23 protein-coding genes and 1 tRNA gene are annotated in these 19,523 nt (G+C 62.1%); 17 read left to right on the top strand and 7 right to left on the bottom strand.

What is annotated here, in order from left to right; genetic code table 11:
• Positions 1–94 precede the first annotated feature (94 nt).
• Positions 95–448, top strand: a complete 354-nt coding sequence (locus QNI87_RS15730) for a TIR domain-containing protein (RefSeq protein WP_366146174.1) — start codon at positions 95–97, stop codon at positions 446–448.
• Positions 441–848, top strand: a complete 408-nt coding sequence (locus QNI87_RS06710; protein WP_300595415.1) for a hypothetical protein — start codon at positions 441–443, stop codon at positions 846–848. The genes QNI87_RS15730 and QNI87_RS06710 overlap by 8 nt, the downstream gene beginning before the upstream one ends.
• 249 nt (positions 849–1,097) lie before the next feature.
• On the opposite strand, the gene QNI87_RS06705 is transcribed toward QNI87_RS06710, so the two are convergent.
• Complete coding sequence (locus QNI87_RS06705; protein ID WP_300595414.1) at positions 1,098–1,499, bottom strand: hypothetical protein; 402 nt, start codon at positions 1,497–1,499, stop codon at positions 1,098–1,100.
• Positions 1,500–1,824: 325 nt separating this feature from the next.
• Between QNI87_RS06705 and QNI87_RS06700 the strand changes: the two genes are divergently transcribed.
• A complete protein-coding gene (locus QNI87_RS06700) occupies positions 1,825–2,082 on the top strand; it encodes a DUF465 domain-containing protein (RefSeq protein WP_300595413.1) in 258 nt (85 codons plus the stop codon).
• 8 nt (positions 2,083–2,090) lie between these two features.
• Here QNI87_RS06700 and QNI87_RS06695 read toward each other — a convergent pair whose 3' ends face one another.
• The 4 genes from QNI87_RS06695 to QNI87_RS06680 all read right to left on the bottom strand — a co-directional run bounded on the left by QNI87_RS06695 (position 2,091) and on the right by QNI87_RS06680 (position 4,848).
• A complete protein-coding gene (locus QNI87_RS06695) occupies positions 2,091–2,579 on the bottom strand; it encodes a hypothetical protein (RefSeq protein ID WP_300595412.1) in 489 nt (162 codons plus the stop codon).
• Between the two features lie 20 nt (positions 2,580–2,599).
• On the bottom strand, positions 2,600–3,034 hold the full coding sequence (locus tag QNI87_RS06690) for a hypothetical protein (protein WP_300595411.1): 435 nt from the start codon (positions 3,032–3,034) through the stop codon (positions 2,600–2,602).
• Between the two features lie 776 nt (positions 3,035–3,810).
• Positions 3,811–4,377, bottom strand: coding sequence for a hypothetical protein (locus QNI87_RS06685; RefSeq protein ID WP_300595410.1), 567 nt, complete (start codon positions 4,375–4,377; stop codon positions 3,811–3,813).
• Between the two features lie 135 nt (positions 4,378–4,512).
• On the bottom strand, positions 4,513–4,848 hold the full coding sequence (locus QNI87_RS06680) for a DUF2282 domain-containing protein (RefSeq protein ID WP_300595409.1): 336 nt from the start codon (positions 4,846–4,848) through the stop codon (positions 4,513–4,515).
• Between the two features lie 253 nt (positions 4,849–5,101).
• Here QNI87_RS06680 and argB point away from each other — a divergent pair, with 253 nt between their 5' ends.
• The 7 genes from argB (at position 5,102) to QNI87_RS06645 (ending at position 10,567) form a co-directional block, all read left to right on the top strand.
• Positions 5,102–6,004, top strand: coding sequence for an acetylglutamate kinase (argB, locus tag QNI87_RS06675; RefSeq protein ID WP_300595757.1), 903 nt, complete (start codon positions 5,102–5,104; stop codon positions 6,002–6,004).
• 138 nt (positions 6,005–6,142) lie between these two features.
• Complete coding sequence (locus QNI87_RS06670) at positions 6,143–6,436, top strand: YggT family protein (RefSeq protein ID WP_300595408.1); 294 nt, start codon at positions 6,143–6,145, stop codon at positions 6,434–6,436.
• A 14-nt stretch (positions 6,437–6,450) separates the two neighbouring features.
• Entirely contained in the window at positions 6,451–7,344 is an 894-nt protein-coding gene (gene folD / locus QNI87_RS06665; protein ID WP_300595407.1) for a bifunctional methylenetetrahydrofolate dehydrogenase/methenyltetrahydrofolate cyclohydrolase FolD, read from the top strand.
• 62 nt (positions 7,345–7,406) lie between these two features.
• Positions 7,407–8,168, top strand: a complete 762-nt coding sequence (locus tag QNI87_RS06660) for a hypothetical protein (protein WP_300595406.1) — start codon at positions 7,407–7,409, stop codon at positions 8,166–8,168.
• Between the two features lie 71 nt (positions 8,169–8,239).
• Positions 8,240–8,866, top strand: a complete 627-nt coding sequence (locus QNI87_RS06655) for a MarC family protein (protein ID WP_300595756.1) — start codon at positions 8,240–8,242, stop codon at positions 8,864–8,866.
• Positions 8,867–8,912: 46 nt separating this feature from the next.
• On the top strand, positions 8,913–9,830 hold the full coding sequence (locus QNI87_RS06650) for an aminotransferase class IV (protein ID WP_300595405.1): 918 nt from the start codon (positions 8,913–8,915) through the stop codon (positions 9,828–9,830).
• Entirely contained in the window at positions 9,827–10,567 is a 741-nt protein-coding gene (locus tag QNI87_RS06645; RefSeq protein WP_300595404.1) for an HAD family hydrolase, read from the top strand. The genes QNI87_RS06650 and QNI87_RS06645 overlap by 4 nt, the downstream gene beginning before the upstream one ends.
• Here the strand turns inward: QNI87_RS06645 and QNI87_RS06640 are convergent.
• Positions 10,551–11,162, bottom strand: coding sequence for an LON peptidase substrate-binding domain-containing protein (locus QNI87_RS06640; protein ID WP_300595403.1), 612 nt, complete (start codon positions 11,160–11,162; stop codon positions 10,551–10,553). The two genes, QNI87_RS06645 and QNI87_RS06640, sit on opposite strands and share 17 nt — an antisense overlap.
• Positions 11,163–11,167: 5 nt before the next feature.
• Positions 11,168–12,094, bottom strand: coding sequence for a tetratricopeptide repeat protein (locus QNI87_RS06635; protein WP_300595755.1), 927 nt, complete (start codon positions 12,092–12,094; stop codon positions 11,168–11,170).
• A 288-nt stretch (positions 12,095–12,382) separates the two neighbouring features.
• Here QNI87_RS06635 and QNI87_RS06630 point away from each other — a divergent pair.
• The 7 genes from QNI87_RS06630 to QNI87_RS06600 all read left to right on the top strand — a co-directional run bounded on the left by QNI87_RS06630 (position 12,383) and on the right by QNI87_RS06600 (position 19,381).
• A tRNA-Gly gene (locus tag QNI87_RS06630) sits at positions 12,383–12,457 on the top strand.
• Positions 12,458–12,835: 378 nt separating this feature from the next.
• Positions 12,836–13,855, top strand: a complete 1,020-nt coding sequence (locus tag QNI87_RS06625; protein WP_300595402.1) for a sugar kinase — start codon at positions 12,836–12,838, stop codon at positions 13,853–13,855.
• A 4-nt stretch (positions 13,856–13,859) separates the two neighbouring features.
• Positions 13,860–14,876: a TRAP transporter substrate-binding protein gene (locus tag QNI87_RS06620; protein WP_300595401.1), complete on the top strand. Its 1,017-nt coding sequence runs from the start codon at positions 13,860–13,862 to the stop codon at positions 14,874–14,876.
• Entirely contained in the window at positions 14,873–15,337 is a 465-nt protein-coding gene (locus QNI87_RS06615) for a TRAP transporter small permease (RefSeq protein ID WP_300595400.1), read from the top strand. Before QNI87_RS06620 ends, QNI87_RS06615 begins: the two co-directional genes overlap by 4 nt.
• The gene (locus QNI87_RS06610) at positions 15,337–16,629 is read left to right on the top strand and encodes a TRAP transporter large permease (protein ID WP_300595399.1); all 1,293 of its coding nucleotides are present in this window, start codon (positions 15,337–15,339) and stop codon (positions 16,627–16,629) included. Before QNI87_RS06615 ends, QNI87_RS06610 begins: the two co-directional genes overlap by 1 nt.
• Entirely contained in the window at positions 16,629–18,029 is a 1,401-nt protein-coding gene (gene uxaC, locus QNI87_RS06605; protein WP_300595398.1) for a glucuronate isomerase, read from the top strand. Before QNI87_RS06610 ends, uxaC begins: the two co-directional genes overlap by 1 nt.
• On the top strand, positions 18,026–19,381 hold the full coding sequence (locus tag QNI87_RS06600; protein ID WP_300595397.1) for a mannitol dehydrogenase family protein: 1,356 nt from the start codon (positions 18,026–18,028) through the stop codon (positions 19,379–19,381). The genes uxaC and QNI87_RS06600 overlap by 4 nt, the downstream gene beginning before the upstream one ends.
• Positions 19,382–19,523 lie beyond the last annotated feature (142 nt).

Raw genomic sequence — 19,523 nt, 5'->3', positions numbered from 1 at the left:
TTACCATGAGTGGCACAGACTGATGTATACTGTATCAGTATTTATCAGCCATTCTTGGTCTTACTCTGGTCATTATGACAAACTCGCTGAATAGATTTTTGAAACTCCGTGGAGCTTAAGCGGCACTCCAATTCAATTCGGAAATGTCTCAGTTCCCAAGGAGAATCCAATCCATTACGCTCCAAATGAGCAAGCGCTTCGCGAGGCGATTTTCGAGCGTATCAATCAGGCAAACGTAGTGGTCATCCCTACCGGAATGTACGCGAACCACAGTAAGTGGATCCAAAAAGAGATTGATGGTGCAAATGCTTTTGGAAAGCCCATCCTAGCCGTAAACCCTTGGGGGCAGGAAAAGAAGTCAGCTCATGTGACTCTTGCAGCCCGGGAAACGGTAGGCTGGACCAGCGATAGTGTCATAAACGGCATTTGGAGACTTCGCAGTGGATGATGATCATGCACAGCTACTCGCTATGCATGCTACCCTTGTCGAAACTGCGTGCGCATCGGAGACAAAACGTCAAAATATCTCAGTGGTATCCATGACGGTAATCTCGGCTGGGATTGCCGTGTTCGCGTCCGATGCGAATTTTCCTTTTATCGCGATTGTGCCGCCGATTCTCATTGTTTCTTCGATTTGGTTTATCACTGTGCGCTACTACCAGCAGCTCGCTGCGGTCAAATGGCAAGTGATACACGAAATAGAAGAAAAACTAGTATTTCAGCCATTCAAGCGTGAATGGGATGAGTTTACTTCTCGAAAAGGGTGTCTGACTTTCGGGCCATCGACGCTCGAGCAGGTGGTGCCGGCGTGCATCTTTATCGCTGTCTTTGCCTACTCAGTTTATTGAGGCCAAACAGAGATTGTTCTTAAGAACTAGGCTCCCAGTCACCAAATTCTTTCGCACGACCATAAGTCTCGGCACGCATCCTGATTGTTCCAGAGCTTATTCTTGTCACCCCGGACTTGATCCGGGGTCCAGCTACCTCCCTAGCCGTCATTGCATTCCGCTCTGGATCCCCGCCTGCGCGGGGATGACGATGAACTTGGGGGCTGACGAAGAAACACCCGCGCCCCTGTCACCGGAAACGCGGGTGTTTCATTCAGCCCACACAAAGTCGGGCTTCGCTACAACTTGCCAGTCGTCTCGATAAAGCAACTGGCCCGGTTCGCGGGTCCAGTTGCGGGTTACGGGCACGCCGCAATCTTCAAGCAGCGAGACCATCACTTCCATATGCGCGATCGGCTCGCGCGCGCTGTCACGAAACCAGCACACGCCATCCGACCACCAGCGACCACGCGCCTTCACGCCAAACCGCTTGGGCACCGGAAGCTCGGCGTTGAACCAGTCGAGTTCCTGACGGATCGCGGCCAGCACCGGATTGGTCTCTGGGTCGCCATCCCAGTACAACTCACTGGCGGTGCGGAAGGGCCCCGGCGCCAGATTAGCGCGCGTGACCGTCCCTGCGTGCTGCTTGGGCACGGTGAAACGCAGGTACATTTTGGAATTTCCCTTGCAGGAGAGATTACGAGCGAGCCGGGGGCGCGCTCGCTTCTCTCAGGAAGGGACAGGGGTGCCTCTAGCGGTTCGCCGGTTTCGCGCAGCGCTCAGCGCGTAGGCTGGCTGCGTGGTCTGATCTGCTCGGTGGCAGGAAGTGTGCAAACATGTCTTGCCTCCATTCGCGCGTCGGGAGGCGCGCTCCTAGATTGACGTTACGGAAGGCGCAAGGCCTTCTTGCCCGTGCGCTAAATTGACTCTCATCAAATACGCCGCCCCCGCTCCGGCCTAATCCTCTCCCACACGACCCAAGGGAGGACCGCCAGCCATGTCACAGCACACGCCCAACGAGCTTACCGAAGTCTTCAAGCGCGACCGCGATCTTATCACGCGGCTCAAGGGAACAGACGCGCATTTTGCGCGGCTTGCGGATGAATATCACGAGATCAACCGCCAGGTGCACCGGATCGAGTGCGAGACCGAGGCGGCGAGCGATGAGCGCGCCGAAGCGCTCAAGAAGCAGCGGCTGGGCCTGCTCGACGAAATCACCGCGATTGTCACGAGGGAGCGCGCCGCTCCCGCCTGACCGAGGCCCTAAACCCCAGCCAGCAGCGCCTTCGAATACCACACATGCGCGCCCTGGAACTTCTTCCAGCGCGACTCGTCGAGGTTGCCGACCCACGATCCAAAGTAAAGTCGTGTGTGTCCTACCGCTGCGCTGCCTGAGGACGGGCGCGTGCCGTCCTCGATCGGCTCGGCCCCGAACCAGCTGGCGGTGTTGGTGTCCGCGGATTCGAGCAGGATCTCATCGTCGTCGCGCTCGACCACGCGCCAGGCGGCAAACCGGTCGCTGATACCGCGCGCCACCGCCCGTGCGTGCTCGTTCGAGGCGCGGCGGGTGATGAGGCCGAGCAGCAGGCGTTCGGGCAGGAACGCCTTGCTGGTGTAGAAGCTCTCGACAAAGACGCTGAGCGACACCTCGCCCGGCACGTCCTTGTAATAGCAATCGCGATAGTCTTTCGGCCCGCCATACAAGGACAACAGGCTGCGCTCAGGCACTTTGCACGGCTTTACCGCGGACATTCATCCCCCCGTTTCAACTTTCAGCGACCCGCCACCCTCACCGCAACCAGCGGCATCGCTCCGAACGCGAGCTGACCAAGAAACCCGTAAAGGTGCGGCGGGCGCGTCAGGCTGGCGAGCCAGACGGCAGGACTTGCGCCCATGGCCGCCGTCAAGGCGATCTCGGCCAGCATCAGCAGCGCAAAGGCGAGCGCCCCCATCGCGAGCGCCGCACCGGTGCTCGCGACCCTGAACCGGCGGGTAAGCCAGCGCGCCGCAAGCCAGCTCGCGCCCAGCATGATCGGCAGTTCGATAAGGATGAAGGTTCCCTCTCCCAGCGCCGCCGCGCCCCACATCACCCGCACGGTCCCAAGGGCAAAGCCAAGCGCGAAGATCAGGCTCCAATAGGCCAGGCCCGCCGCGATCGGTCGGCCCCCGCGCGCTTCGTCGTGACGCCAGGTTGACGTGTTAGTCATGTGGATAACTTTAGGACATCGCTTGGCTGAGCGGCAAGATCGTAAAAAATACCGTAAATCAGAGTCTTTGTGATTCATGCCTAACGCTTTGATCGTCTCGACTAGGGAGAATCACCAGGGAATCGGTTAGGACAAGGTTAGTCATGTTTGAGGTGTTCGCCCCGGGTGGCCGCGATCGTCGGCAACACAAACGCGCTCGCAACCCAAGCGCGCGCAATCCAGGCGCGCAAAACCCAGGCGCGCACAATTCACGCCGCGTTTTCCTACCTGCCCGCGCCTCTGCTAGTTTTGTACGCGATGGCACGCGCGTCGGATCGTCCCGCTTTTTCCCCTCTTCCCGCAGCAAGACCCGTTTGTCCCGCGCTCGTTTTTTCAGTGCAGGACTGTGTTCCATGTGTTCCAACCGTTCTCCACGTGCGACGAACCGCCGTCCGCCGGGGTCCCGCGCGACGTGTTCATCAGCAGCTGGGCCAAGAGCGGCACCACGATGACGCAGCCGATGTTCCACCAGATCCGCACGGCACACACGGCGGTGCCAGCGTGGGCCACTGTCGGCGGCCTGCGAAAGCGCAGATCGGCGGCGGACGGTTGCTTGCGCCGCGGCTCTTGCGACGACGCTTTCCTACTCCGGTCCGCTGCGCCAGAGGCCTTGCTTGGATAGCAAGCCGCTCTCCAGACCAATGCGCGCCAGACTAAAGCGCGCACAGCCCGGGCAGTGGGGCGGGCAAAGGTGGCTGCGGGATCGGGTATTGTTGACGATGGGGCCGCATCATCGCCTACCGACACCAATCGGTTTCGCTCGCCCCCCAACCGGTGTCATCGGCAAGGCCGGCCTCAATGAGGGCCTGCGAAAGGTATTCGGGGGCACCGTCGGATCGAAGGCGCCGGATCTCGCGCAATTCCCGGCCGTACTGATCGTGGGGCGGATCCTCGGCGCCGCTCCATTCGAACGGGCCCCGATTGAGCCAATCAAGCAGCGCCTCGCGCGCTTCGGCGGCGAGCTCGCGTTCCGGTGCGCACGCCGCGTTGAGCTCAGGCGCATCAAAGCCGGTCAGGCGAACCCGGCGGGGACGTGCCCCGCGCTCGCTTATGAAAAGGGTGTCGCCATCGACGACGCAGCCGCGCGTGCGATCGGCCCCGCCGCACAGGCTGAAGCGCTCGTCGACCGGCACCCAGCCTTGCTCGTCGGTGACCGGGCGAACGCCGAACCACCAGATCGCGGCGACGATGGTCACAAGCGTGGGCACGCGCCAAAGGTTCCACCAGCTGAGCAGACCGTTGCGCGGCGAGCGACGGGGACGCGGGCGAAAGCGACCCTTGGATGGGGTGCGGAAACGGGCCATACCACAACACCCTTAACACGCTGGGGCGCTAATCCCATGGCTACGGGTCGAACAAATCGACCAAGGGGGTTACCGATACGCAAATGGCCGCCGGATAACTCCCGACGGCCATTGGATGCGCGTTGCGGCAAGCGATCAGGCTTCGATTTCGCTCAACGAACCGAAGGAGCCGTCGCCGCGCTCAATTGTTTCGCAGGTGCCCGCGTCGACATAGGTCCACGCATTGCCCTGATAGTCGACCGTGCTGGTGCCGGCGCAACTGGTGCCAGGCCCGGCCGCGCAATCGTTCTTGCCAGCGAGGCTGATGCCGTAGCACTTCTCCTTTTCACCCCCACCAGCGGCGGCCAGCGCTTCGGCTTCGGTGGTGGCGGCGCCCGCTTCGGTTGGCGCGTCGGCTCCGCCCGAACAGGCCGCAGCAAGCCCCGCAGCGGCGGCAACGGCGATCGAGCCTGAAAGACGTGACGTGTTCATGAGTATTCCTCCTGTGCAATCTGGCTGGTGCGCGCGCAAATCCCGCATCACACCCACCAAACGATTCGCAGTGAACACGCCTTTGGTTACACAGCCAAGTGCAAATCCCTCATGCTGCACCGCAGAAGCGATATGGAACGCGGCGCTTTCCTAACGCACGGCAACAAGCTAGGCGCTCGGCAACGGCGTCCTTGAGGAGACCGCGCGCGTGAACAATCGGCCTGAAAATGGCTCTGCAGCCGGCTCGAATGCCATTCGCTCGAGCGCTGAACTGGGGCGCTCGGCGCATGAGAAAGCCGAAGTGCTGATCGAGGCGCTGCCGTACTTTCAGACCTATGCCGGTCGCACCCTGGTGGTGAAGTATGGCGGCCACGCCATGGGCGATGAGCGCGCGGCGCGCGACTTTGCGGAGGATATCGTCTTGCTGAAAGCGGTCGGCATCAATCCGGTCGTGGTGCACGGAGGCGGCCCGCAGATCGGCGATATGCTGGAGCGCCTTGGTCTGGAGAGCACCTTTGTCGACGGCCTGCGTGTGACCGATGAGGCAACGGCAAAGGTGGCCGAAATGGTCCTGTCGGGCGCGATCAACAAACAGCTTGTCGGATGGCTCGCCAGCGCGGGTGGCAGGGCGATCGGGGTTTCGGGCAAAGACGGTGGTCTGGTGACGGCGCGCAAAGTGTCGCGGACTACGCGCGATCCGGAAAGCCTCATTGAAAAGGCTGTGGACCTTGGCTTTGTCGGAGAGCCGGCAAGCGTCGACACAAGCGTGATCGAAACCGCGGTTGCTGCGGGGATGATCCCGGTGATCGCACCTATTGCAGCGGACGAAGACGGACAGACCTACAACATCAACGCCGACACCATGGCCGGTGCCATAGCCGCAGCGCTTGGCGCGGCGCGTCTGTTCCTGTTGACCGATGTGGCCGGTGTCCTCGACAAGAAGGGGGAGCTTCTCTCCGATCTCGATCCTCCGGCCATCGAGAAGCTGCGCGAAGATGGCACGATTATCGGCGGCATGGTGCCCAAGCTGGAGACCTGCGTGAACGCGGTCAAGGCGGGCTGCGAGGCGGCGGTGATCCTTGATGGACGCGTACCGCACGCCATGCTGCTGGAATTCTTCACCGCGCGCGGCGCGGGCACGCTGGTGCGCGCGTGAGCGGCCTGCTACGGGCTTGCGCAAACGGCTTTGACCAAGCGGCCTTGACCAAGCAGCAGGGCGTATTAGGTAAGTAATACGGCAGGGACGGCGATTGCGCGCCAGCGAGCGTGCGAAAGAACAGGAAAGCACCGAAGAATGGCAGGCTTAGTAGCCCTTTATCAGATTATCGACATGCTCGCGGGCATCCTTGTCATGCTGATCATCATCCAGTTCGTGATCAGCCTGCTATTTGCGTTCAACGTCGTAAGCCCATCCAATCAATTCCTGATGCAGGTCTACAATTCGGTCGGCCTTGTCCTCGATCCGCTTTTGCGACCGATCCGGCGTATCATGCCCGATACGGGCGCCATCGACTTTTCGCCCATCGTTCTGATCATTCTCCTGCGCGTCATGCTGATCGTGTTGAGCGCCGTCATGTTCTCGAACTGACCCGCTGCGCAGAAATGACCGCCACACGTATTGACGGGAAAGCCTTCGCTGCGCGCTTGCGTGAACGAGTGGGCGAGGCCGCGCTCAGCTTTGCGCAAAAGGCTGGGCGAAAGCCCGGGCTGGCCGTGGTGTTGGTGGGGGAGGACCCGGCCAGCCAGGTCTATGTTCGCAACAAGGGCAAGGCGACGCTGGCTGCCAATATGGAGAGCTTCGAGCACCGCCTGCCCGCTGATACGAGCGAGGCCGATCTGCTCGCGCTGGTCGAGACCCTCAATGCCGATCCGGCGGTGGATGGCATTCTCGTCCAGCTCCCGCTGCCATCGCATCTCGACGAGCAGAGCGTCATCGCCTCGATCAGCCCGGACAAGGATGTCGACGGGTTTCACGTGATCAACGCCGGACGGTTGTCGGTCGGCCAGTCGGGCTTCGTGCCGTGCACACCGCTTGGTTGCATGATGCTGTTGACCGACCAGCTCGGCGACCTCTCCGGTCTCGAAGCGGTCGTCATCGGCCGCTCGAACATTGTCGGCAAACCGATGGCGCAGCTCCTTCTCGACGCCAACGCCACCGTGACCATCGCCCACAGCCGCACGCGCGATCTCAAATCCGTGGTCTCGCGCGCGGACGTCGTCGTAGCGGCGGTGGGCCGGCCCGAGATGATCGGCAAGGACTGGCTCAAACCCGGCGCGACGGTCATCGATGTCGGGATCAACCGCCTTCCGCCGGAGCCGGGCGCTGGGAAAGGGCGGCTTGTGGGCGATGTGGCGTTTGGCGAAGCGAGCGAGGTGGCGGGTGCGATTACCCCGGTGCCAGGCGGCGTCGGCCCGATGACGATTGCGGTGCTCCTGCGCAACACCGCCATCGCCGCGCATCGCAACGAAGGGCTTGACCCTCCCGAAGGGCTTTGACTTCACCCGGTTCACACGTGAGAAGGGTGCCCTTGCCGTCGCTCTCAATGGAACAAGTCCCGATGCGTTCATCTTCTCTCGTCGTACTCACTTGCGTCGCTCTCACGCTCAGCGCCTGCGCGGGCGGGCAGGCGCGCAGGGGCCCTCCGACCAAGGTGATCAACCGAGTGCTGGCGACAGCTCCGGGCGCGGCGCAGCCAAGCGTTATCGTCAAGACCGAGATCGCCTACTTCAAGGCCGCCCAGGCGCAGGGGCAATACTCCGCGGGCGTCGAGTTCGGCACGCCCGAGGCTGTTCTTCATGGCCGCAACGGTCCCGTTCCCTTCGCCACCCTCGCCCAAGCGCTGCCCAACCCGGACAAGGCCACCGAATGGGGGCCGCGAACTGTCGTGATGAGCTGCGATGGCGCGCTTGCGCTCTCACAGGGGCGCTTTCGCGACGCAGACGGGCTCGTTGGAAACTATGTGACCGCATGGCTGCGCCAGAAGGACAACACTTACAAATGGTCCTACGATGTGGCGGGGCGCGACAACCCGCAGCCTCCCCCGCGTCCCGAATTCGAGGACGGCGATATCGTCGTGACAGCGATCAGTTCGATCCGGGGCCTGGTCGCCACCTGTCCGCAAAGCGGGCTGGGCGTGCCTCCGCCTCCGCCCATGGCGATTGGCGAGGATGGGAAGTCGCAGGCGCAGCTTTCGAGCGATGGCACCTTGCGCTGGCAATGGGAGCACCGTGCGGATGGCACGAAATACGTGAAGGCGGAGTATTTCTACGAGGGCGCGTGGGAGACCGCGATTGAAGAGTCGCTCGAATCCCCCTCTTGAATTCTGCCGCAAAAGCGTGTTGAGGCGCGCGGCTCCGCTTCAACTCGCTGCGTAAAGTCCGAACCGACATGATTCCTGAGATCTTCGTCTCTGCTTTCATTACCCTTTTCGTGGTCATCGACCCGCCCGGATGCGCGCCGATCTACGCCGGGCTGACCAAGGAGGCGACCGCCGCGCAAGCGCGCAGCATGGCGTTGCGAGCGGTTGCGATTGCAGGGGCAATCCTGCTCGTGTTTGCCTTCTTCGGCGAAGCGCTTCTCGGTGCGCTTCACATTCAGCTCGACGCCTTTCGCATCGCGGGCGGGCTGATGCTGTTCTTCATCGCCTTCGAGATGGTGTTCGAAAAGCGCACCCAGCGCCGCGAGGAGCGCGCGGACAAGGTGAGCGCCAGCGAGGTCGAGGATGTATCGGTCTTTCCGATGGCGATGCCGATGCTCGCGGGGCCAGGTGCGATTGCGGCGGTCATGCTGCTGATGAACGAAGCCAAGGGCTGGGTCGAGCGCGCGGAGGTGTTTGCCGCACTTGGTCTCGTGCTCGCGATGACGGGCGCGGCGTTGGTTGCGGCGGGCCCGCTGATCCGCCTGCTTGGCGACAAGGTGGAGGCGGTTATCACGCGCCTGCTTGGCGTGCTGCTGGCGGCTTTGGCGGCGCAGTATGTGATCGACGGATTGCGCGGAGCCTTCGGCATCGGCGCCTGACGCGGCCTCTGGCCGGATCGCCACGCAGCCCCTAGGGTCGCGCGCCATGGCACAAGGAACCCACGACTTCGCGCCCGATCCGCGTAACGAGGCCATCCTCATCAACATCAACGGCGCGATGACCCCGCGCGCCGAGGCCAGCGTGTCGGTCTTCGACAGCGGTTTCATGCTCGGTGACGGCGTGTGGGAGGGTCTGCGGCTTCACCGCGGGCGCATCGCCTTCCTCTCCGCGCATCTCGACCGGCTGTATGAGGGCGCGAAGGCCATTGCGATGAATATTGGCCTCTCGCGGGAGGAACTGATTGCGCGGCTGGATGAAACGATCGACGCAAATGCGATGCGCGATGAGGAAGGCATTCACATCCGCCTGATGGTGACGCGCGGTATCCGCTCAACGCCGTATCAGGATCCGCGCGTCGTTATCAGCCCGGCGACCATCGTGATCGTCCCGGAATACAAAGCGCCTTCTCCCCAGACGATCAAGACCGGCATCCGGCTGTTCACCGTGCATGTGCGCCGCGGCGATCCGGCGGTGCAGGACCAGAAGCTCAACTCGCACTCAAAGCTCAACTGCATCACCGCCTGCATTCAGGCGACGCGAGCCGGAGCGGACGAGGCGCTGATGCTGGACCCGCACGGCTTTGTTGCAACGTGCAATTCGACCCACTTCTTCATCGTTCGCAAGGGCGAGGTGTGGACCTCAACCGGCGACTACTGCCTCGGCGGGATCACCCGCTCGAACGTCATTCGGGTGTGCCGCGAGGCCGGTATTCCGGTGTTCGAGAAGAACTTCTCGCTGACCGATGTCTACGGCGCGGATGAAGCCTTCGTGACGGGTACCTTTGCCGGCGTCGTTCCGGTTACCGAGGTCGACGGTCGGTCGCTCACGCCGGCGCGCGGGGCCATGGTCGAACGGCTGCAGGGGCTCTACCGGGATCTGATGGACGAGGATGTTGCAGCGTGAGCGCGCCGGTCCGCATTGCGATGTGGTCGGGCCCGCGCAACATCTCGACCGCAATGATGCGCAGCTTTGGTGCAAGAAACGATTGCGCGGTCTCGGATGAGCCGTTCTACGGCGCCTTTCTCAAGGACACGCGCGAACCACACCCGATGGCGGCTGAGACCGTGGCCGAGATGGACTGCGACTGGAACCGCGTCACCGCAGCGCTCAACGGCTCCATCCCAGACGGCAAGACGGTCTGGTACCAAAAGCATATGCCGCATCACATGGTCGGCCCGATCGGCATCGCAGATTTCCCCGAGCACCGGCATGCTTTTCTCATCCGCGCGCCCGAGCGTGTGGTGGCTAGCTACGCCGCAAAGAACGAGCTGCGACGCCCCGAGTTGCTCGGCTTCGCCAAGCTGCGGGCGTATTTCGAGACCGAAGCTCAGCGCACCGGAAGCGCGCCTGTGGTGGTGGACAGCGATCTGGTGCTCCAAGATCCAGCCGGTGTGCTTGAAGGGCTGTGCAATGCGCTGGGCATCGCGTGGGATGCATCCATGCTTGAATGGGAGCGCGGACCCCATCCGCAAGACGGTGTGTGGGGCGCGCATTGGTACGACAAGGTCAACGCATCGACGCGCTTCGGTCCCGCGCCTGGCCCCCTGCCTGAGCTGAAAGATGAGTATCTCGCGGTCGCGCAGGCGTGCCGCGCCGATTATGATGCGCTGCGGCGCCACGCGCTCACTGCAGCGTCATGATTTCGTCGCCGCCATCGCCGCGGCTGAAGAACTGCATAAGCTGCACCAGCAGCTCGCAGCGCGCGGACAGCGTCTTCGCTTCCAACAGCGCTTGCTTTGATGCGGGATCGAAGGGCGCGATTTGCGAGACGCCGTTGATGAGCGATTGATCATCGAGCCGTTCGACCGAATCCCAGTCTACCCGGTATCCTTGCGAATCCGCGAAGGCGCGCGCCTCGGCTTCGAACCCGCCGCGCTGCGCATGGCTTAGCGTCTCGTCCGTGTCATCCTCGATCAACTCGCCTTCAACCTGGCGAAAAGCGGTCGCGACATCGAGTTCGCGCAAGAGCTTGAAGCGGGCTTCGCCTTCAAGGATCAGGTTGTAGCGCCCGTCATCCATCGCCTCGATTTCCCCGATCCGACCGACGCACCCGACCGAATAGAGCGGCGCCCCCTCGATCGAGCGTTGCGGCTGGATCATTGCAATCCGGCGATCGCGCACCAGCGCGTCGCCGACCAGCGCGCGGTAGCGCGGTTCGAAGATATGAAGCGGCAATTGCAGCCCTGGAAACAGAACCGCACCGGGCAAAGGAAAGATGGAAAGGCGAGTGGACATCACACTTAACCAAACAGGATCTTGGACAGGCTGCGCCGTGTCGAGACCACCCACGGATCTTCAAGGCCAACCGCTTCAAAGATTTGTAGCAGTTTGGTGCGCGCGGCGCCTTCCTTCCATTCACGATCGGTTTCGATCATGGTGAGCAAGGTGTCGGCCGCCGCTTCGCGTTGGCCGGCAGCAAAGGCGGCTTCCGCATAGGCAAGCCCGGCTTCCATATCGGTCGGGTTCGCGTCAGCGGCAGCCTTCAGGCTGGCCAGCTCGCTGTCGTCAACCTGCGTGCCAGCAAGCTCGAGCGCTGTTTTGGCCGCGGAGAGGGCCGGGTCGTTTGCAAGCTTGGGGTCCGCATCGACAGCGGCTAGCGCCTGGCGCGCTTCGTCAAGCTGGTTCATGGCAATCAGGGCGCGGATGAGACCGGCGTGCGCAGCGGCGTTGTCGGGGGCGAATTGCGTCACCTGCGCAAAGACGCCGGCGGCGCGCTGCGCGTCCCCATCGTCAAGCGACTGCTCGCCCATGGCCACGAACTGCGCGATCTCTTCGGGCGACGGGCCAGCCTCGGCCCCTCCATCTGTGCCGCCCTTGATCGGCAATTGGCCAAGCAATTGATCAAGGATTTGCTTGAACTGGGATTCGCTGCGCGCGCTGGTGAGATCCGCGACCGGCTGGCCCTGGAACATGGCGTAGACTGTAGGGATCGATTTGACCTGAAACTGGCCGGCGATGAACTGTTCTTCGTCGACATTGATCTTGGCAAGAACCACACCCTTGTCCGCGTATTCTGCGCATACCTTTTCAAGCATGGGTGCCAGCGCCTTGCACGGTCCGCACCATTCCGCCCAGAAGTCCAGGATTACGAGTTTTGTCTGGCTCGGCTCGACCACATCCTTGCGAAAGCGCTCGACAGCTTTTTGTTCATCTATGTTGAGACCCATGCTGGCCAAGGGATTGTTCCTCTCATCTGAGTGCGCGGGAAATGGTCGTGAGCATGACCCGACGCGCCATCGTTAAAGGGTGAGCAAGGGGATGTCCGCTCGTTTCCGCTCTAATGTGGGGCACATCGGGCGCGATGTGAAGCGCTCGTGTTGCTCGGCAATGGTTTGAGTTCCCGTGAGGCGAATTTTTGCTTGCATTTCCTCTTGCGAAGCGCGGGGCTCGCTGTTAGTTGGCGCGCCTCCCCGGCAGGGACGTGCGCCTATGCGCGTCCCGAAAGGCGTCAATGAGCGGGCGTAGCTCAGGGGTAGAGCACAACCTTGCCAAGGTTGGGGTCGGGCGTTCGAATCGCCTCGCCCGCTCCATCGACAGCCTACATACCGACCGATCGATTTTCGCCAGTATCAAGAGCGAGGATAGAGGCAAGTCTGCCGGAAACCTCGATGTCTACCCCGCGCTCCGCTTCACGAGGCGTGAATTGTTATTTAGCTGATCAAGCCGCGGATGGTCCATTGGGGCTGCAGCTTTGTCTCCTCGTGGCTTTCAAAGCTTCGACGAGTTTACGCGCCTCATCTCGGTACCTCTCGGCGGTTCGAGGATGTCGCGTGGACCCAGACAGGTCGGGTGCTTCACAGGCTCTGTAGAGAGCGAAAAATTCAGGGTCACCGCAGCCTGAAATTTGGCTGGAAAATCGGTCCGATCGCGGATATTTTTCCGTTTGGAAAATCAACGCCAGAGACCAGATGTCCGAAAATTCCTGTCCCGTTTTGTGCTTTGGGGAAGTCCTATTGAGGGTTTCCGCTGCGCCGGGTCACCCTTTTGCAAGCGCCGACAAAGTCGATTTGACGGTAGGCGGAGCAGAAGCAAATGTGGCGGCAGCGCTGGGTCAGCTCGGTGTCCCTGCCAAGATGGTTTCCACCGTGCCGGATAACCCTCTTGGCAACCGGGCTGTGCGCGGGCTGGCCGCCTCTCGGGTCGATGTCAGCGGCATCGCGCGAATGCCCGGCCGAATGGGACTGTATTTTTATCAACCTCCCGTCGGATCGCGCGCCGGCGAGGTTATCTATGACCGAGCTGGCAGCGCATTCTCCAACTCCGATAGTTGCTTTTATGATTTCGCCGGCCTGCTCGGGAGCGCAAGCTTGCTGCATATCTCGGGCATTACCCCTGCCTTAGGTCCGCACGGGGTGACGCTGGTGCAGGCGGCGGCGGCGGCGGCGCGTAAGGCCGCTGTGCCTGTGTCGCTGGACGGGAATTTTCGGGCCAGTCTATGGCGGGAATGGGGCGGTGATCCGGCTGCAATTATGCGGGAGCTGGCTGCATCGGCAACGATCCTGTTCGGGAATTACAAGGACATCGGTATGATGCTTGGTGAGAAATTTTCGAGCGAAACCGAAGGGGACCGCGCCGCCGCAGCGCAAGCCGCTTTCGATCAGTTCCCCGGTCTCAAGCTCATCGCGTCGACTCAGCGCACTGTTCATTCAGCGAGTGCGCATTCGATCAGCGCCCGGATCGATACGCCCGAGGCGCACTGGGAATCCCGTCCAGTCCTGATCGAAGATGTCGTCGATCGCATCGGTACAGGCGATGCTTTTGCTGCGGGCGTCTTGATGCGTTGGCGCGAAGACGCCACACTCTATGCAATTGGAAGCGCGGGACTTGCGCTGAGTGCGCTGAAGCACGGCCAGCATGGTGACATGTTGACCATATCTCGCAGCGAACTCGAAAGGTTTGATGCAAACGCGGGCGACGTGGCGCGTTAGTTTCATGGGTATCCATGGCCATACATTGACCCGGCGGCGCTGGATCGCCGGTGCGGCTGCCGCTATTGGCACGCCGATGCTGGCGGCTTGTGAGCGCACGCTTGGTGGCTTGTTCACCGCTGCCGATGCTCATCCAGCGGATTATCCCACCGTGCGTGCGGTCGAATATGTTGGAAGACTCCTGGCCGAGCGCAGCGGCGGGCGGCTGGGTGTGAAGGTCTATTCTGGCGGGCAGCTCGGCGGCGAGATCGATACCCTGGAAATTACTAGCTTCGGGGGCCTCGATTTCACTCGCGTCAATCTCGCGCCGCTCAATTCGATTGCCCCGCTGACCATCCCCGCCTCGCTCCCGTTTGTATTCCGCTCGACCGAGCATATGCGGAGGGCGCTTGACGGCGAGATCGGCGAAGAGATCCTTGCCTCGCTAGCGCCACACGGCCTCATCGGCCTGTGCTTCTATGATTCGGGTGCACGCAGCTTCTACAACACCACTCGGCCAATCCGTACGCCCGAGGACATGCGCGGCCTCAAACTGCGGGTGCCCGCATCGGATCTCTATGTCAGCATGGTCAATGCGCTGGGCGCCAATGCCGTGCCGATCCCATATGGCGAGGTATATCAGGCGCTGGCGCAGGGCGTGATCGATGGGGCCGAGAACAACTGGCCCTCCTTCGAAAGCGCACGGCATTACGAGGTGGCAGGGTATTACAGCCTGTCGCGGCACCTGCTCACGCCTGAGGTGTTGGTGATGAGCAAGCACAGCTGGGACAGGCTGAGCGAAGGGGAGCGGACGCTTATCCGCACCGCCGCGCGCGACAGCGTCTCATATATGCGTAAACTGTGGGATGAGCGCGTCGCCCAATCGCGCGCGCAGATCGTTGCCTCAGGTGTTGAGGTGAACGAACTCGATACCGCCGGATTTGCAGCGCGGATGAAGTCGGTCTGGCAGGCCCATGTGACCACCGCAGCGCAAGCACGATTGGTAGAGCAGATCGTAGCGCTTGAAGAGCCACAGCCATGACGCGCTGGCTTTCGATGGCCCTGATCCGGTTGGCGGCGCTCGGCCTGGTGGCGATGACCGCGATTATCGGTTGGCAGGTGTTTGGGCGATTCGTGCTCGATTCAAGCCCATCATGGACCGAACAGGCCGCGCTTGCGCTGATGATCTGGTACGTCATGTTGGCGGCCGCAGCCGGGGTCTACGAACGGTTCCATATCCGCATTGCGCTGCTCGAAGGCCGCCTCGGAGAACGCGCGACGATCCTGCGCCGCGTCGTGGCTGCGATTACGCTTTTCCTTGGCGTTATGCTGGCGATCTATGGGACGCAGCTGTGCTGGGCTGTGCGTGGCAACACCATCCCCTCGCTTGGGCTCAGCCGGGCGGTGGCCTATTTCCCTTTACCCTTGGCGGGTCTGCTGATGGCCTGGTTTGCCTTACCCCAGACATGGCAGGCCAAGTCGCCAGAGAGCGCAGGGGACTGATGGAACTCGCGGTCCTGCTGGGCGCGCTCGCGCTGCTGCTCGTTATCGGCGTCCCGGTGGGCTTTGCGCTGTTCGGGTCGGCGCTGGCTTGCTTCGCCGTCATCGGTATTCCCCCGACCGTGGCGGTGCAGCGTATCGCTTCGGGGATCAGCGTGTTTGCGCTCATGGCGATACCCTTCTTCATCTTTGCCGGAGACCTGATGTACCGCGCGGGGATCGCCGGGCGGCTGGTGCGAGTCGCCGATGCCGCGCTGGGCCGGGTGCGGGGCGGTCTCGGGCTGGTCGATGTCGGCGCCTCGATGATGTTTGGCGCGGTGTCGGGCTCGGCCATTGCCAGCGCTTCGGCGATCGGATCGACCATGATCCCACTCATGGAGGAGAAGGGCTATCCCAAGGACTACGCGGTGAATGTCACGGTCACCGCCGCCATCGTCGGCCTGCTGATCCCGCCATCGCATAACATGATCATCTATTCCGCCGCCTCGGGAATGGGCCTTTCGGTGGGTGATCTGTTCCTTGCAGGGATCGTCCCGGGCCTCGTGACCGGCGCGATGCTCATGGTCACGGCCTGGCTGGTCGCGCGCAGAAGAGATCTGCCGCGCGGGCGCTTTCCGGGCTGGCGCGCGCTGGTAAAGGCCGCGATCTATGCGGTGCCCGGCCTGATGACCGCGGTGATCATTATGGGCGGCATCTTGAGTGGATTTTTCACCCCGACCGAAAGCTCGGCGATCGCAGTCATCTACACGGTATTGGTGGGCGTTCTTGTTTACCGCGCGCTGGGCTGGAGCGAATTCTGGCAGGCGGCGCAGCAATCGGTGCGCACCGCTTCCATGGTGCTGTTCATCATCGCCGCCGCGACGGCGTTCGGGTTTGCGCTGGCGTTGCTTGAAGTGCCCGCGGCGCTTGGCGCGATGATCGGCTTCATGACCGACAATCCGCTCCTGACTTTGCTCATCCTCAACGTGATGCTTCTGGCGCTCGGAACCTTCATGGATATGGCGCCGCTGATCGTGATCACGACACCGATCTTCCTGCCCGTGGCGATGGATGCGGGTGTCGACCCTGTCCATTTCGGCGTGATCCTGATGCTCAATCTGGGCGTCGGTCTGGTTACCCCGCCGGTCGGGTCGGTGCTCTTCGTCGGCTCGGCCGTGGGCAAATTGCCGGTAACCAGCCTCATGGCGACTATCTGGCCATTCTATCTGACGCTGATCGCCGCGCTGGCCCTGATAACTTTTGTGCCTGCATTGTCGCTGGCCCCTGTCGAATTCTTTGCTTCGGAGACTCCGTAATGCCCCGCCCGCTTGACCTTCACCCCGACCGACTTTTGCCCGCCGATCCCGCGACACGAACCATCGCGCGTGAGCTTTACGCGAGCGTGGCCGACTTGCCGATCATCAGCCCGCACGGCCACACCGACCCGAGCTGGTTTGCGCTCAACGAGCCGTTCGGCAATGCGACCGAGTTGCTGCTGGTGCCGGATCACTACCTGTTTCGCATGCTCTATTCGCAAGGGATCGCGCTCGAACAGCTAGGCATCGGCGGGCACAAGGCCAACCCGCGGGAAGCCTGGCGGATCCTCGCCGAGAATTACCATCTGTTCAGAGGCACTCCGTCGCGCATGTGGCTCGACTGGGTGTTTGCCGAAGCGTTCGGGATAGATGTTCAGCTCGATGGGGAGACCGCCGATCTCTATTTCGACACCATATCCGACAAGTTGCAGCGTGATGATTTCCACCCGCGAGCATTGTTTGATCGCTACGGTATCGAAGTCATCGCGACGACGGAGAGTCCACTCGATACGCTCGATCATCACCGCACGATCCAGGCATGCGATTGGAACGGTCGCGTCATCACCGCCTATCGTCCCGACCCCGTGGTCGATCCCGAATTCGAAGGGTTCACCGACAACCTCGCCCGGTTTTCCGAGATCAGCGGCGAAGACTGTTTTACATGGCCTGGTTATCTTGCCGCGCACCGCCAGCAGCGTGAGGTGTTCAAGCAGGTTGGGGCCACATCGACCGATCATGGCCATCCAACCGCAGCGACAGCAAACCTCTCGCCCGTTGAGGCGGAGGCGCTGTTTGACCGTGTGAAGGGTGGAGCAGCATCGCCCGAAGATGCGGAGCTCTTTCGTGCCCAGATGCTCACCGAAATGGCGGGAATGTGCCTTGAAGACGGACTGGTAATGCAGATCCACCCCGGCAGCCTGCGCAATCACAATCAGCGCCTGTTCGAGACCTTCGGGCGCGACAAAGGCGCAGATATTCCGACGCGCACCGATTATGTTCACGCATTGAAGCCACTGCTCGACAAATACGGCAACGCGGCAGACCTTTCGATCATCCTCTTCACGCTCGATGAAAGCAGTTATGCGCGCGAGTTGGCGCCGCTCGCCGGGCATTATCCGTGCCTCAAGCTGGGGCCGGCCTGGTGGTTCCATGACAGCCCCGAAGGAATGCGGCGGTTCCGGCTGATGACGACCGAGACCGCAGGGTTCTATAACACGGTCGGCTTCAATGACGACACGCGCGCCTTCCTTTCGATCCCGGCGCGACATGACGTCGCGCGGCGGATCGATTGCGGGTTCCTCGCGCAGCTCGTCGCCGAGCATCGGATCGAGGATTGGGAGGCCGCGGAACTGGCGCAGGATCTTGCGTACAACCTCGCCAAGAAAGCCTATCGGCTGTGAGGCTTTCGCCATCGGCACTGACGCAATTGCCACAAGATGTGACGCGGTTCGGCTATGATCGCGATGCGCAGAGCATTGGCATCGTCCATTTCGGGATCGGTGCGTTTCACCGCGCGCATCAGGCCTGGTACACAGATCTGGCGATGGATGCAGGCGATCGAGGCTGGGCGATCAGCGGCGTCTCGCTGCGTTCCGCCGCCGTCGCCGACCAGTTGAACCCCCAGCACGGGCTTTACACTCTGACCGAACGCTCGGGCGAGAACGCAGCAACGCGGGTGATCGCCGCGGTGCGAGAGGTGCTGGTGGCAGCGCGCGATCGCGATGCAATCATCGCGCGGGTCGCTTCGCCCGATTGCCACATCGTCAGTTTCACAGTGACTGAAAAGGGCTATGCCCGCAGTGGGGCGGGGACGCTCGATCTTTCCCTTGCGCAGAAGAGTTTCTATCCGCTGCTGTCAGAAGCGCTCGAACGGCGGCGCGGTGCGGGCCTCCCCGGTGTGACGCTGCTGTGCTGCGACAACCTGCCGGATAACGGTCGCACGCTCGAACAGCTTATGGCGCAATGGACTGCAGCGCGCGCGCCCGACCTTGACGAGTGGATCGCACAGCATTGCACCTTCCCCTCCAGCATGGTCGACCGCATCGTTCCGCGCTCGACCGGTGAAGACCGCACCTGGCTGGCAGAACGCCTTGGCGTGGAGGACGATGGCGCCATCTTCACCGAGCGCTTCAGCCAATGGGTGATCGAGGATCGTTTCGCCGGGCCTCGTCCCGCTTGGGAGCAGCACGGCGCGCAATTGGTGTCCGATGTTGCACCCTACGAGACCGCCAAGTTGCGCATGCTCAACGGCGCGCATTCCTTCCTCGCCTATTGCGGTCTCCAGCGGGGTCATGCCTATGTGCACGAAGCGATGGCGGATGCGGAGCTTGGCGCGATGGCCAGATCGCTGATGCTCGAAGAAGCCGCGCCGACGGTCGATGCCGCTCCCGACCAGGATCTGAACGGCTACGCAGCCGAATTGCTAGAGCGGTTTCGCGACCCTGCCTTGCGCCACCGGCTCGATCAGATCGCCATGGATGGCACCCAGAAAATCCCGCAGCGCTGGCTCGACACGATCGCCTGGCACGCATCGCGTGGGAGCGATGCGCCCGCTATCCGCCAAGCGTTTGCGGCGTGGCTTTGGCACCTTCACGATGGCCGCTTTGTCGACGATCCAATGGGCGACGAACTGCAGGCCCTTGTGCGAAAGGGCGGGGCCGAGGCGGTCCTTGACCGCTGCTTCGGATGTGATGGCATGAGAAGCGCCCTTTGGCAGGACCATGGAAAGCTACGTAGCTGGTTTGAGACGTAACCGGTTCGGGGCCCGGCGTTGGCTCGCGGCAAGCTTCTAAATCGAAAGCTCTTTTCCCATCAAAATGGAGCGCCTGCCGGCACTCCTGCCCGATCCGTGCCCGCATGAAGGCCACGCAAGAAAGTAATAATAAAACGACGTC

Origin of the sequence: Erythrobacter sp. (genome assembly GCF_030066995.1) — a bacterium.
GTDB lineage: Bacteria > Pseudomonadota > Alphaproteobacteria > Sphingomonadales > Sphingomonadaceae > Erythrobacter.
This window is presented reverse-complemented; position numbering and strand designations above follow the sequence as displayed.

What these genes read in the sequence shown, in the direction of transcription:
- QNI87_RS06705 (WP_300595414.1), bottom strand. Translation starts at nt 1,499, where the DNA reads ATGTACCTGCGTTTCACCGTGCCCAAGCAGCACGCAGGGACGGTCACG.
- QNI87_RS06700 (WP_300595413.1), top strand. Translation starts at nt 1,825, where the DNA reads ATGTCACAGCACACGCCCAACGAGCTTACCGAAGTCTTCAAGCGCGAC.
- QNI87_RS06695 (WP_300595412.1), bottom strand. Translation starts at nt 2,579, where the DNA reads ATGTCCGCGGTAAAGCCGTGCAAAGTGCCTGAGCGCAGCCTGTTGTCC.
- QNI87_RS06690 (WP_300595411.1), bottom strand. Translation starts at nt 3,034, where the DNA reads ATGACTAACACGTCAACCTGGCGTCACGACGAAGCGCGCGGGGGCCGA.
- QNI87_RS06685 (WP_300595410.1), bottom strand. Translation starts at nt 4,377, where the DNA reads ATGGCCCGTTTCCGCACCCCATCCAAGGGTCGCTTTCGCCCGCGTCCC.
- QNI87_RS06680 (WP_300595409.1), bottom strand. Translation starts at nt 4,848, where the DNA reads ATGAACACGTCACGTCTTTCAGGCTCGATCGCCGTTGCCGCCGCTGCG.
- QNI87_RS06670 (WP_300595408.1), top strand. Translation starts at nt 6,143, where the DNA reads ATGGCAGGCTTAGTAGCCCTTTATCAGATTATCGACATGCTCGCGGGC.
- folD (WP_300595407.1), top strand. Translation starts at nt 6,451, where the DNA reads ATGACCGCCACACGTATTGACGGGAAAGCCTTCGCTGCGCGCTTGCGT.
- QNI87_RS06660 (WP_300595406.1), top strand. Translation starts at nt 7,407, where the DNA reads ATGCGTTCATCTTCTCTCGTCGTACTCACTTGCGTCGCTCTCACGCTC.
- QNI87_RS06650 (WP_300595405.1), top strand. Translation starts at nt 8,913, where the DNA reads ATGGCACAAGGAACCCACGACTTCGCGCCCGATCCGCGTAACGAGGCC.
- QNI87_RS06640 (WP_300595403.1), bottom strand. Translation starts at nt 11,162, where the DNA reads ATGTCCACTCGCCTTTCCATCTTTCCTTTGCCCGGTGCGGTTCTGTTT.
- QNI87_RS06635 (WP_300595755.1), bottom strand. Translation starts at nt 12,094, where the DNA reads ATGGGTCTCAACATAGATGAACAAAAAGCTGTCGAGCGCTTTCGCAAG.
- QNI87_RS06625 (WP_300595402.1), top strand. Translation starts at nt 12,836, where the DNA reads ATGTCCGAAAATTCCTGTCCCGTTTTGTGCTTTGGGGAAGTCCTATTG.
- QNI87_RS06620 (WP_300595401.1), top strand. Translation starts at nt 13,860, where the DNA reads ATGGGTATCCATGGCCATACATTGACCCGGCGGCGCTGGATCGCCGGT.
- QNI87_RS06615 (WP_300595400.1), top strand. Translation starts at nt 14,873, where the DNA reads ATGACGCGCTGGCTTTCGATGGCCCTGATCCGGTTGGCGGCGCTCGGC.
- QNI87_RS06610 (WP_300595399.1), top strand. Translation starts at nt 15,337, where the DNA reads ATGGAACTCGCGGTCCTGCTGGGCGCGCTCGCGCTGCTGCTCGTTATC.
- uxaC (WP_300595398.1), top strand. Translation starts at nt 16,629, where the DNA reads ATGCCCCGCCCGCTTGACCTTCACCCCGACCGACTTTTGCCCGCCGAT.